Here is a 12,405-nt window from a genome sequence, read left to right as displayed (position 1 = left end):
CACGTGAAACACCTTTTGCATCTATTATTTAATTCTGGTGCCTTTCGGTAATGACTGGTCGACAGCTACAACCTTAAGGACGCCGTCAGATTCTCCTGCCAGTATCATCCCTTGAGAAAGCTCGCCTCTCAGTTTTACCGGTTTTAGATTCGTTACACAAATGATCTTCATTCCCACAAGCTGATCCGGTGTGTAATGCTTCGCGATACCTGATACAACTTGGCGCTGTTCAAAGCCCAGATCAATTTGCAGCTTCAGCAGACGGTCCGCTTTTTTTACCGGTTCTGCGGACAAGACTTCTGCGACGCGAAGTTCTGTATCCATAAATTGATCAAACGTAATTTCCGGAAGACGCTCTGCTTCTTGCGGCTCTTCTGTTTTTTCTTCTTTCACAGGAGCAGTCCCTTGCATTTTTTGCTTGATGTAAGCTACTTCCTCTTCAGCTTCAAGACGAGGGAAAAGCGGCTCCCCTTTTTTCACTTTCGCGTTCTTTAATTGGCCGAATGTCTGAATGCTGTCCCAAGCTTTAAGAGACTGATCCTCAATCCCGAGCTGAGCAAACATTTTTTCAGGCGTCTGCGTTAAGAAAGGCTGAAGCAGTACGGCCGAAATACGCAATGATTCAGCTAAATGATACATGACAGAACGTAATTCTTTTTGTTTTTCCGGATCTTTTGCCAGCACCCACGGAGCAGTTTCATCAATATATTTGTTCGTACGGCTGATTAATTGCCATAGTGTTGATAAAGCCACTGAAAACTCCATGTTTTCCATTGCCTTTTCATATGCTTTAACCGTTTCACCGGCTACAGAAGAAAGCTCTTGATCAAAATCAGTCACATTTCCTTCATATGAACCAATCTCACCGTCAAAATACTTTTGGATCATAGCGACTGTACGATTCAGAAGGTTTCCTAAGTCGTTTGCCAAGTCATAATTAATCCGTTCTACAAAACCTTCCGGCGTAAAGACACCGTCTGAACCAAATGGCACTTCGCGAAGCAGGTAATAGCGAAGCTCATCCAAGCCGTAGCGTTCAATCAATGTTACCGGATCAACGACATTTCCTTTTGATTTCGACATTTTTCCGTCTTTCATCAATAACCAGCCATGCGCGAATACTTGCTTAGGGAGCGGGAGATCAAGCGCCATCAGCATAATCGGCCAGTAAATGGTATGAAAACGGACAATTTCTTTACCGACAAGGTGGACGTCAGCAGGCCAGTACTTTTTGTAAAGCTCATCATTTTCCGTATCGTAACCGAGCGCCGTAATGTAGTTGAATAATGCGTCAATCCATACATACACGACATGCTTCGGGTTTCCCGGCACTTTTACGCCCCAGTCAAACGTCGTTCTGGAAACGGCCAAATCTTCAAGCCCCGGTTTAATGAAATTGTTAATCATTTCATTTTTGCGTGATTCAGGCTGGATGAATGAAGGATTGTCCTCATAAAACTTCAGCAGGCGGTCTGCATATTTGCTCATGCGGAAGAAGTATGACTCCTCTTTGATTAATTCGACTGGGTGGCCGCTGTCCGGGCTTTTTCCGCCGACAACCTCACCCTTTTCATTTCGTTCCACATCCACCAGCTGTGTTTCAGTATAAAATGTTTCATCAGGGATGCTGTACCAGCCCTCATACTCATCCAGATAGATATCACCATTATTAAGAAGCTTTTGGAACACTTTCTCAATAATTTCTTTATGCCGGCTTTCCGTCGTCCGAATGAAATCATCGTGAGAAATGTCGAGCTGCTTCCATAGTTTTTGGATCTCAGCCACGGCACGATCCACATAAGCCTGAGGTGTGATATTCTCTTCCTCCGCTTTCTGCTGGATTTTTTGTCCGTGTTCATCCGTTCCTGTCAGATAGCGTACGTCAAATCCTTTTAATCTTTTGTAACGCGCCATCGCATCGCCGGCCACGGTAGTATAAGCATGGCCGATATGTAATTTTCCGCTCGGATAATATATCGGGGTCGTAATATAAAAAGTATTATTGTCTTGCGGCATGTTGCAACCTCCCATTCAGAATGTCGAAAAGCTCACGCCCAAAGGACGAGAGCGGTTTTATTTGATATACAATATTGATATTTGTCCTCTATCTATGATACCATCTTAGCCTTTAAGATCAAGGATATATACGTACTGCGCGTAAAAGAGTAAATAAAATTAAAAATTTTTATTGAAATTAAAAAAAGTCTTAACATGTCGAAATTTGTCGTATATAATCTACTAATATAAAACATCTTGGTTCGAAAGTCTTGATTTAAAAGGATTTTCAGTAGGATAATAGGTTCGAAAAAGCAGTCAAAAAGCCTGTTATTTCAGGATTTCCAAGGCTTTACTTACTATAAGAACTAATTCTTACAATCAATAGTAAACAAAAAGATTGACGATTATTGGAAACCTTGTTATGCTAGGAATGTAAGGAATTTTGTCGAATAATGACGAAGAAAAATATAAACTACAAAATAATTATCTCTCGGGAGGAGACTGTTAATGAAATCTACTGGTATCGTACGTAAAGTTGATGAACTTGGACGCGTAGTTATCCCTATCGAACTTCGCCGTACACTGGGCATCGCAGAAAAAGACGCTCTTGAAATTTATGTTGATGATGAAAAAATCATCCTTAAAAAATATAAACCAAACATGACTTGCCAAGTAACTGGTGAAGTTTCTGATGATAACCTTAAACTTGCCGGCGGCAAATTGGTACTCAGCAAAGAAGGCGCTGAGCAAATCATCTCTGAAATTCAAAATCAGCTTCAAAACCAAAAATAAGTTATTTCATACAAAAACCGTTCTTGTTACGATACAAGAACGGTTTTTTTTATGATTGAATGTGATAAGCGTCATAAATCTCGCGTTTCGGGACGTTCCGATCTACCGCTGTTTGTTTTATGGCCTGTTTGGAAGATGCTCCTTCGTTTATGTAATGCTCCACATGCTCTTTCTCAGAAAGCTCCGTCCACCAAGGCTTGTCATCTTCATCCGGTTCAGTGGCTTGATTGCCTTCGACAACGAGACAGAACTCACCGCGGATTTGATCTTCATTTGCCCATTCAAGCACCTCGGCGATGGTTCCTCTGATGAATTCCTCGTACTTTTTCGTTAATTCCCTCGTGACGGCGATGGTTCGATTCCCCAAAACGTCATGCATTGTTGTTAATGTTTCTTTTAATCTGTGCGGCGCTTCGTAAAATATCATCGTTTCCTGCCGTTTTTTCAGGAGTTCAAGTTCTTTCTTCTTTTCTTTTTTCTGTCTGTTTAAGAATCCGTAGAAGAAAAACGGCTGCGGGGTGATACCTGATGCGGTCAGTGCGGTTAACGCCGCATTTGCACCGGGAAGCGGTACGACATAACCGCCGATTTGGGTAAAATCTCTTACAATCTCAGCCCCCGGGTCGGAAATTGTCGGCATACCGGCGTCACTGACCAAAGCCACATTCTTTCCGTTTTTCAGCCATTCAATAATTTTATGGCCGCTGCTTTCTTTGTTGTGTTCATGATAACTGGTAAGAGATGTTTCTATATCATAGACGTGGCACAGCTTTTTCGTCTGTCTCGTATCTTCGGCAGCTATGACATCGACCGATTTCAGCGTCTCCACTGCACGAAAGGTCATGTCCTCCAAGTTGCCGATCGGTGTAGGAACAAGATAAAGGATTCCCATTTCAGATTTTCCGTTAAAACTCATCTGGCGACTTAACATATACAGCCTCCTTGCTGCTTCGTTTTTCTTCTATATATTGTTCTTTTTTCTTTCGGGTCAGCTGCTTAAAACGGTATTCCGCCTGCATGGCTTCCCGTTTTGTATCAAATGATTCCGCATGGCATAGCGAAACCGGCCTCCGCGCCCTTGTGTACTTCGCGCCCTTTCCCTCATTGTGGGTTTTCAGCCGTTTTTGCAGATCATTTGTATAACCGGCGTAAAGACTGTTGTCATTGCACAGCAGCACATAAAAGAAATGACTATTTGTCTCCATATAAAATCGTGCGGATCTCTTTCGTATATTCATTTTGTTCATCATATACAAACAGCGGAGGAAGAATTTTGAGATCAGGGCGGCCGCCTTTAATTCCTTCAACCAAAATAGTGTTCGCTTCTTTTCCTTGTTTCGGATAGATAAACTGAACCCGTTTCGGTTCTATTCGGTACGCTTTCATTAATTCAAAGATTTCCAAAAGCCGGCCCGGCCGATGAACGAGCGCCGCTTTCCCGCCTTGCTTCAACAGTTTGCTGCTGACGGAAATTACATCTTCAAGCGTGCAAAGAATTTCGTGCCTTGCGATTCTGAGATGTTCGTTCAGGTTCTGCTCAGCCTCTTTCGGTGTTTTAAAATAAGGCGGATTGCAGGTGACAACATCATATTTATTATGTCCGAGTCTTTCCGGCATATTTTTCAGATCATCATGAATGAGGCTGATCTGACCGTCCAATCCGTTGTATTCCACGCTTCGGAGCGCCATATCATACAAACGCTCCTGAATTTCAACCCCGGTGATATCCGCCTTTGACCTTGTACTAAGCAGAAGCGGCACAATTCCATTCCCCGTACATAAATCAACGATGTTTCCCTTTTGAATCGGAACGTATGCAAACTTTGACAGCAGCACGGCATCTAATGAAAAAGCGAAAACCGTCGGGCTCTGTACAATTTTCATATCCTCTGCTAATAAGTAATCCAATCTTTCATCATCACGTAATGAAACCATAATCTTATTCCTTTCGGCACTCTTTGAAAAAGGCTTCCGACATCAGCGGAAGCCTTTTCCTCATTTTTTATTTAAGAAGGACAGACAAAAAAGGCAATCTCCCTTGCGGACGCTCCCATAATGGACGTTGCAAATATGAAAGCCTTCTTGATACAGCCGGGCCAGATTGTCGTAGCCTTCTCCTATATCACTTTGCTCTGCCTTCTGTGTTTTTGTTTCTTTCTGATCGGCTTTGAATTGCTCAATTTGCTCTGTCGTGTCATCAAGCCGCTTACGCAAATGCTTGTTTTCAAGCTGAAGATGGTGATTCTCTTCAATCATTTCGCCGATATGCTGCTTTAAGTCACCCAGCTGACGGTACAGCGAACCGATTTGTTCCTCCAGGTTTATGACAGTATCAAATAACTCTTTTTTATCCAAGGTTCCACACCTCGTTAATCTGTGGTTTGTGCGGATACGACGCCCTCTTCCAAGAGCTCTTCCCAAGTATATTCTATCACTTTTTCACGATTCTTCAGTTCCACCTGAAGCACCCGTTCCAGAATATTAAGACCGACAACCTTTGCGGGGCCGTTTGCCGTCGTAATCATTTCGCCTAAATCCGGCAGCTGTTCTTTTGCCGTCTCATACTCATCATTTTCGTACTTTAAACAGCACATCAAACGGCCGCACAGACCGGAAATTTTCGTCGGGTTCAACGATAAATTTTGATCCTTTGCCATTTTGATGGATACCGGTTCAAAATCACCGAGGAACGTGGAGCAGCAAAGCATTCTCCCGCACGGGCCGATACCGCCGAGCATTTTCGCCTCGTCCCTCACACCGATTTGACGCAACTCGATTCTTGTTTTAAAGATAGAAGCCAAGTCTTTGACCAATTCCCTGAAATCAACCCGTCCGTCAGCCGTGAAGTAAAAAATGACTTTATTGCGGTCAAACGTAAACTCAACATCAACGAGTTTCATATCTAAGCCGTGGTCAGCCACTTTTTTCTGACAGACTTCAAAGGCGGACAGGGCCTCTTGTTTATTTTCTTCTACAATGAGAAGATCGCGTTCATCAGCAACGCGAATGACCTTTCGAAGCGGAAGCACCACATCATGCTCGTCCACTTGTTTATTTGCGATGACAACCTGCCCGTATTCGACACCTCTTACAGTTTCAACAATGACGCAGCTGTCCTGTTCTATATCAAATCCGTTCGGATCAAAATAATAAATTTTCCCCGCTTTTTTAAAGCGGACGCCTATTACGTTGTACAAGCTTATCCCTCCTGCAACGTTAACACCAAGTGCTCCATTAATCCCTGTGTATTCACATTGGAATGAAGCCGTTTTTTTGCTTCTAAAACAGCGAGAATTTGGTTCGTAACGCTTTCTTGTGTAAATTGCAGCGCATGCTGTTTTATTGATTGGAATAAGTCTTGATAAATCAGTTTATCTTCATTTCCAATTTGGATGGATAATACATCACGGTATATCAATAAGAGCATATCAAGACCCATTTCTTGATGGGTTTTTTCTTTGAAAAAGGGCACCCACTGATCCTGAATGAAGAAAAAGGCATGTCCTTTCCGCTGATGTAAGACTTCATACAATTTTATCACTTTCGCTCTGGACTCTGCAAACTCATCATTTCGACTTAATTCGACTGCTTCCGCAATATTATTTGTCATATTTGCTAAGAGTCTGGCCATGTGAGGGCTTACTTCCTGTTCAACCAGCCTTTCTTCTATTGCTTTCGGCTGAAGCGGCTGAAACGGAAGAACCTGGCATCTCGAAACGATGGTATCCAATATTCTGTGGAGCTGCTCAGTAATCAGAATAGCGATAGTGTCTTGACTCGGCTCCTCTAAAAATTTCAGCAGACTGTTTGCCGCATTTGTCGTCATTTGATCCGCATGGGATATAATGTACAGCTTTTTATGCGATTCCAGTCCTGTTTTAGAAAACTCCTCCTGAAGCGATTGGATCTGAGCTTTTTTAATGGATAATCCGTCGGGCTGAACCACATGCAGGTCGGGGTGGTTTCCGGAATCAATACGCTTGCAGTTCCGGCACTCCCCGCAAGGCTCAGTCCCGTCTTCAAGGCAAAAAAAGCTTTTTGCGAGAAGCAGTGCGGCATCCAATTTGCCAGTGCCTTTTTTGCCTTCAAACAGATATGCGTGAGAAAGCCTTTTCTTTTCAATGCTATTATGCAAAAGACGCATCACTCTGGGCTGCTGCCCGGTCATTTCCTTCCATGATATTGCCATTGTATCACTCTCTATGTGTAAAGGTTAATCAATAAACCTTTTATTTCTCCGATTCGATCCAGCAAATCAATTGCCGGTTTTTCCTGATCTAACATCTCTTCTGTCAGCTGGAGCAGCTTTTCATCTATTTCTTTTACAAGCCCCAGGGTCCGGCTGCTGCCGTACATGTCAAAGCTTTTCGTCGTTTCATGCGATAATCCGCTGTCAACGGCCTCTTTTACAAAACGTTTTACCAATCCTTTGAATTTCGCTAAGTCTTTGAAGTTCCTCGACTTCGTCAGTCTTTTCCCGAACGTTTCTATATCCGTTAAGAACCTGCTCAGCTGGTCAAATTTCAGCTTGCTGCTTTGGCTGTCCATTGAACTTTTAAACGTCCCGGAAAGCTCTGCCGCTTTATAAGCAGGCTGCTGCTTTTTCTCAATAAATGTGCGTAAGTCAGAATTTATTTTCACGTCGTCAAATCCTTAAAATTGATGAAATTCATCGACCGGAAGGACAAAGACCGTCGCTCCGCCGACTTCCACTTCGACAGGATAAGGAACGTAAGAATCCGCATTCCCGCCCATCGGGGATACCGGGGCAATCATCTGATCACGTTTACAGCCATTTTCTTTAATGAGGCTGAGCGCTTTATCGACACGGATATCCTCCACCCCGATCATAAACGTCGTATTGCCTGATTTAAGAAATCCGCCTGTTGTCGCAAGCTTCGTCACCCTGAAGTTGTGGTCGGTTAATACTTTCAAAAGTCTGTTGCTGTCTTGATCCTGCACCACTGCCACTATTAATTTCATTCTATAGGCCCCCTTTAGGTTGGAAAGAACATGGTCGTTACATTCATTATATCAACTTATGAGAAACAGGTCACAACTGAATTTTTTTCAATGTTTCATTTATCACCTGAAGTACGTCCTGAATGACGAGTTCCTTCTTTTTCGATGCGTCGATTGTATGAAATCTTTCCGGAAAAAGCTGCATCACCTTTTGATATCCTTCCCGAACTTTCGTGTGAAAGTGCAGGGCCTCAAGATCAAGACGATTCTTTTCTCTTGAATCATTCGACGTAATCCGTTTCAGCCCTTCTTCCGGATCGATAGAAAAATAGATAGTGACATCAGGCATCGTATCGCCGATTGCAAACTGGTTAATAGAAAGCACTTCATCAATGCCGAGCCCTCTCGCATAGCCTTGATAAGCCAGCGAACTGTCGATAAAACGATCGCACAGCACAATGCGTCCTTCTTCCAATGCAGGTTGCACCTTCTCGGCTAAATGCTGTCTTCTCGCAGCGGCGTAGAGCAGCGCCTCCGTTTTTGCATCCATCAGTGTATTGTTTTTATTTAAGATCACTTCTCTGATCTGTTCCGCAATGTCGATGCCGCCCGGTTCTCTTGTCGCTGTTACCGGAAGCCCCTTTGCCGACAGAATCTCTTTCACTTCCTGAAGCACAGTCGTTTTCCCTGCACCTTCAGGACCTTCAAATGTAATAAATAAACCGCTCATGATTTCTCCTCTTCTGTATAAACAAGTAGTTGTTCCCCGTTTAACAAGCCTTGAATATGCGCGTCCATGCCGATTAAACGGGAAAGCTTTTGTACGATCTCTTCTGTTATCCGTTCTCCGTCCATGATCAGCGGAATTCCCGGGGGATAGGGAATAATATTCCCCGCGTGCAAGCGTCCGGCCGCCTTATTTATATCCGTAAGCTCTTTTGTAAACTTCCGCATCTCATTTTGCGGATATTCAAGTGTCGAAATGGACGGAAAGGTCCAATTCACGGTATCCGGCAATTTATCGGGCGGTGTATTCTCCAGTTTCCTCTGTATGTTTCTTACGGTTTCCTGTTCTATCATCCGCCGGCCGCCTATCGGCAGGACGAGCAATACTTGGTACTCGTCAGCCAGCTCGGCAACAATGCCTTCACTCTCCAACATACTTTGTAATGAATAGCCGGAATGTCCGAGCTTTGACCGAAGAATGAATTTTAACGGGTCCGCCCTGAGCCCAAATCCGGAAGGTTCGATCATTTCAATAGAAGAAATTGATGCGAACATTCGTTTGATTTGTTCAATATGCGCCATATGACCGGGGAGTGTCCCTTTTTCAGCGATATCCTGAACATAAGCGCGCGCCGTATCTAAAGAGGCCATTATCGGATATGACGGGCTGCTGCTTTGCAAACTGCTTAAATAATAGGTTAATCGATCTCTGTCAATGCGGGTGCTGTTTAAATGAAAGTAAGATCCCATCGTCATAGCCGGAAGCGTTTTGTGAGCCGATTGAACAACGGCATCCGCCCCCATATCCAATGATGATGGCGGGAACGGTTCACCTAACACAAAGTGAGCGCCATGAGCCTCATCCACCAGTACAGGAACGCCGTATGAATGGGCTTTGTTAACTGCCGCGGTCAAATCGGCAGCATGACCGTAGTAAGTCGGATTAGTCAGAACAAGGCCTTTCGCATTCGGATATGACGCTAACGCTTTTTCAATGACCGGAAGGGGTACATGGGCCGGAACATGCATGTTTTTATCAATTTCCGGCGCTAAATACACCGGCTTGGCTCCAGCCATTGCCACCGCATGGAAAACAGACTTGTGACAATTACGCTGGATCAGAATGGGTTCGCCCGGTTCACAAACAGCTAAAATCATTGCCAGATTGCCGGCAGTCGTTCCATTGACGAGAAAGAAGCTTTCCCGAGAACCGTAAAGTCTGCTCAGCAAATCCTGTGCTTCCTTGATGACTCCCGTCGGGTGATGTAAGTCATCAAGCCCTGTGATCTCAGTCATATCAATAGATAAAAGAGATTGATATACAGATCTGGCTTCATCAAAAAAGACATCTCCATTGTGATGTCCCGGAACATGAAAAGAATACGTATTTCGGTGCGCATGCTTCAGCAGCGCTGTATATAAAGGTGTGTCCATATTTTAAACAAATCCTTTGCCTGTCTTTCTTATTATATCGTGCCTGTGAGCCAACTTAAAGCTAAGACTTTTTGCCAACTAGCCATTATCCCGGCCGGACTTCATATCAAGCAGTTTCTTTTTCAAATCGCCTTCCATAATCATAAGCTCCTCCTCGGCCCGCCTGCGCTTCATCCTGCCTTCTTCTTGAATAGACATGATTTCTTCCAGTGTGGTGACTAAGCTTTCCTGCACTTTTTTTAGGGTATCTGCCTCAACAAGTCCGCGCTCATTGGCTTTGGCGGTCTCGACTGTACTTGTTTTCAAAAGCTCAGCATTTTTCAGGAGCAATTGATTCGTCGTATCCGCCGCCTTCTGCTGCGCATCCGCCGCACTCCGCTGCTTCATTAGTGTCAGGGCGATGGCGACTTGATTCTTCCATAAAGGAATAGCCGTAACAATGGAGGACTGAATTTTTTCTGCCAGTGCCTGATTCGTGTTTTGAATCAGACGGATTTGCGGCGCACTCTGAAGCGTAATCTGCCTGCTCAGCAGCAGATCATGCACTCTCTTATCCAGACGGTCGGCAAACTGGCGAAGGTCATTCACTTCCTGAGCGGCCATTTGATTGTGTTCCCCTAATTCAGCTTTTCTTACCGCTTCGGGAATCAGCTTTGTTTTCAGCTCATCTAACTTTAATTCACCCGCTGCTATATACATATTTAAGTCAGAAAAGTATCGTTTATTTTGGGCGTACAGCTGATCTAGCCATTTATTATCACTCAACAGCCCATTTTTAGAAAGTTCGAGCCTTCTGCTGATACGGTCAATCTGTACACTGGTCTTTTGATATTTCGAAAGCACTTGCTGTACAGAGCCGGATACCCTTTTGAACAAACGGGCAAAGAATCCTTTGTTCTTCATCTGCAGATCATCCGGATTTACCTGGTCAAGCTTTCTCATCAAATCAGACAGTATCTGTCCCATCTCTCCTGCATCTTTTCTTTGCACATGCTCTATCATCGTGCGGGAAAACTCAAGAAGATTCGCCTGGGCCTGTGAACCAAACAGAACAATGCTTTGCATGTTCCCAGGATCCAGTTTTTCAGCGAGCTGAAGTGCCGCTTCTCTTTTTTCTTCCGGCAGCGTATCTGCAAGCTTTAGATCAGCCTGATTATTTTGAGCGCCCATGATATCATCGGAACGGTCTTTGGCCATTTCCTTCCCCCTTTCTTACTTTCTCAGTGACTGCTTTGCCATATCTAATTCAAAATGCAGATCGTCGATGTCTTCCTTCATCAGTTCATGAAGATCCTCTTCCAGCCGCCTGGCAAGCTCCGCAAGAGTCATCCTTGTCTGACTCAAGGACATTGATAAATCTTTATTTTTTCGCGGCTGTGATGAGAGCAGAGCATACTTTTCAGTCAGCTCCACAACAGAATCAAGCGTTTGATAATAGAAACGCTCCGCCTGATAAAAACGCTTCGGCTCCTGCTTTGTGAGCAGATATATCCGCCGCGTTATCCGCAGTATTTCTGCATTCTGCTTCAGCATTTGTATACTTTTAGAGCGAAAAAGCGCCCTGCGTAATCGAACGATTTTATTTCTTGCTTCCTCAAGATTTTCCTTGATATAAGTATATTCTTTTCTTGTCAGCCGGTGTTTTTTTAAAAAGAGGCGCTTCGCATTCCACAGTCCGGCCATACTGACGGCAGTTCCGCCTGCTGCTCCGTATAAAAGCGAATACAGAAAAGGCTGATGCCCTATCGTAAAAGCGGCTGTTCCCGCTAATACAAAAACCGCGCTGCCGCAAAGCATCCATTTCATATATTGAATAAACGGTTTCATATTAGATCGACTCCTATTTATTCACTTTTATCAGTATTATCTATTACATTCCATTTCTAAACAAGTTCCTCTTCTTATCGTATCAGTTCTTTTATAAAAAGTGAAAAAACTACTCCCTTATTTTAAAGCAAAAAAAAGACCCTTTTCAGGGTTAAGAATATAATGTCGGTGCATGAAGGCTTTTCAGTTTACGAACGAAAAATTCATAATTCGGATCAGAGGTTGGAGTTGAAACTACTTTCTTCTCACACTCTAAACATATAAATTTCGTATAAATATGAATACCCCTGCTTTTTTTAGTTTCACACACAATACATGTTTCTTCATGGCTGGACGTTTCATTCATTTGTGCCCACCTCCGTATGAATAGCCTTCCCTGAAGCCATTGATTGTATACACAATTTGGACCTTTTTGAAGTTTGCAATTAGTATATGGGCGTTGCCGTATTTCGGTGTTTGTATTGTTTTTATTCAAAACAAAAAAGGCAGCTCATCATGAGCTGCCTTTACCGTTATGATGGCTTGGCGGCGTCCTACTCTCACAGGGGGAAACCCCCGACTACCATCGGCGCTGAAGAGCTTAACTTCCGTGTTCGGCATGGGAACGGGTGTGACCTCTTCGCTATCGCCACCAAACCATTGAGAGTGTTCTCTCAAAACTAGATA

General features: G+C 43.7%; 15 protein-coding genes and 1 rRNA gene. 1 reads left to right on the top strand and 15 read right to left on the bottom strand.

Annotated elements, in window-relative coordinates:
• Nucleotides 1-24 precede the first annotated feature (24 nt).
• Entirely contained in the window at nucleotides 25-2,016 is a 1,992-nt protein-coding gene (metG, locus tag AC1DN5_RS18450) for a methionine--tRNA ligase (protein WP_366970198.1), read from the bottom strand.
• A gap of 483 nt (nucleotides 2,017-2,499) precedes the next feature.
• On the opposite strand from metG, the gene abrB reads away from it, so the two are divergent.
• Nucleotides 2,500-2,790, top strand: coding sequence for a transition state genes transcriptional regulator AbrB (gene abrB / locus AC1DN5_RS18445; RefSeq protein WP_169510469.1), 291 nt, complete (start codon nucleotides 2,500-2,502; stop codon nucleotides 2,788-2,790).
• 49 nt (nucleotides 2,791-2,839) lie between these two features.
• On the opposite strand, the gene rsmI is transcribed toward abrB, so the two are convergent.
• The 14 genes from rsmI to rrf form a co-directional block, all read right to left on the bottom strand.
• Complete coding sequence (gene rsmI, locus AC1DN5_RS18440; protein ID WP_366970199.1) at nucleotides 2,840-3,721, bottom strand: 16S rRNA (cytidine(1402)-2'-O)-methyltransferase; 882 nt, start codon at nucleotides 3,719-3,721, stop codon at nucleotides 2,840-2,842.
• Complete coding sequence (locus AC1DN5_RS18435) at nucleotides 3,696-3,995, bottom strand: GIY-YIG nuclease family protein (protein ID WP_047478056.1); 300 nt, start codon at nucleotides 3,993-3,995, stop codon at nucleotides 3,696-3,698. The genes rsmI and AC1DN5_RS18435 overlap by 26 nt, the downstream gene beginning before the upstream one ends.
• A complete protein-coding gene (locus tag AC1DN5_RS18430; RefSeq protein ID WP_099743897.1) occupies nucleotides 3,982-4,725 on the bottom strand; it encodes a tRNA1(Val) (adenine(37)-N6)-methyltransferase in 744 nt (247 codons plus the stop codon). Before AC1DN5_RS18430 ends, AC1DN5_RS18435 begins: the two co-directional genes overlap by 14 nt.
• A 60-nt stretch (nucleotides 4,726-4,785) precedes the next feature.
• Entirely contained in the window at nucleotides 4,786-5,145 is a 360-nt protein-coding gene (yabA, locus tag AC1DN5_RS18425; protein ID WP_016936514.1) for a replication initiation-control protein YabA, read from the bottom strand.
• 14 nt (nucleotides 5,146-5,159) lie between these two features.
• Nucleotides 5,160-5,987: a competence/sporulation regulator complex protein RicT gene (gene ricT, locus AC1DN5_RS18420; protein ID WP_004264723.1), complete on the bottom strand. Its 828-nt coding sequence runs from the start codon at nucleotides 5,985-5,987 to the stop codon at nucleotides 5,160-5,162.
• A 2-nt stretch (nucleotides 5,988-5,989) separates the two neighbouring features.
• Entirely contained in the window at nucleotides 5,990-6,979 is a 990-nt protein-coding gene (gene holB / locus AC1DN5_RS18415) for a DNA polymerase III subunit delta' (RefSeq protein WP_016936513.1), read from the bottom strand.
• Between the two features lie 11 nt (nucleotides 6,980-6,990).
• Entirely contained in the window at nucleotides 6,991-7,431 is a 441-nt protein-coding gene (locus AC1DN5_RS18410) for a YaaR family protein (protein ID WP_047478049.1), read from the bottom strand.
• A 12-nt stretch (nucleotides 7,432-7,443) separates the two neighbouring features.
• Nucleotides 7,444-7,773, bottom strand: a complete 330-nt coding sequence (darA, locus tag AC1DN5_RS18405) for a cyclic di-AMP receptor DarA (protein ID WP_004264734.1) — start codon at nucleotides 7,771-7,773, stop codon at nucleotides 7,444-7,446.
• A gap of 70 nt (nucleotides 7,774-7,843) precedes the next feature.
• A complete protein-coding gene (gene tmk / locus AC1DN5_RS18400) occupies nucleotides 7,844-8,482 on the bottom strand; it encodes a dTMP kinase (protein WP_047478044.1) in 639 nt (212 codons plus the stop codon).
• Nucleotides 8,479-9,912 (bottom strand): aminotransferase class I/II-fold pyridoxal phosphate-dependent enzyme, encoded by a 1,434-nt coding sequence (locus AC1DN5_RS18395; RefSeq protein ID WP_366970200.1) that lies wholly within the window; start codon nucleotides 9,910-9,912, stop codon nucleotides 8,479-8,481. Before AC1DN5_RS18395 ends, tmk begins: the two co-directional genes overlap by 4 nt.
• Before the next feature lie 78 nt (nucleotides 9,913-9,990).
• Nucleotides 9,991-11,109: a toxic anion resistance protein gene (locus tag AC1DN5_RS18390; RefSeq protein ID WP_366970201.1), complete on the bottom strand. Its 1,119-nt coding sequence runs from the start codon at nucleotides 11,107-11,109 to the stop codon at nucleotides 9,991-9,993.
• Between the two features lie 15 nt (nucleotides 11,110-11,124).
• The gene (locus AC1DN5_RS18385) at nucleotides 11,125-11,739 is read right to left on the bottom strand and encodes a 5-bromo-4-chloroindolyl phosphate hydrolysis family protein (protein WP_016936508.1); all 615 of its coding nucleotides are present in this window, start codon (nucleotides 11,737-11,739) and stop codon (nucleotides 11,125-11,127) included.
• Between the two features lie 151 nt (nucleotides 11,740-11,890).
• Nucleotides 11,891-12,085 carry a sigma factor G inhibitor Gin gene (locus tag AC1DN5_RS18380; RefSeq protein ID WP_366970202.1) on the bottom strand — a complete coding sequence of 65 codons (195 nt, stop codon included), beginning with the start codon at nucleotides 12,083-12,085 and terminating at the stop codon, nucleotides 11,891-11,893.
• Between the two features lie 174 nt (nucleotides 12,086-12,259).
• Nucleotides 12,260-12,375, bottom strand: a 5S ribosomal RNA gene (gene rrf, locus AC1DN5_RS18375).
• Between the last annotated feature and the right edge of the window lie 30 nt (nucleotides 12,376-12,405).

The organism is Bacillus sp. 01N42_2 (assembly GCF_056399565.1).
The sequence above is the reverse complement of the archived record's forward strand: the minus strand, read 5'-3'. Positions and strand labels throughout refer to the sequence as shown.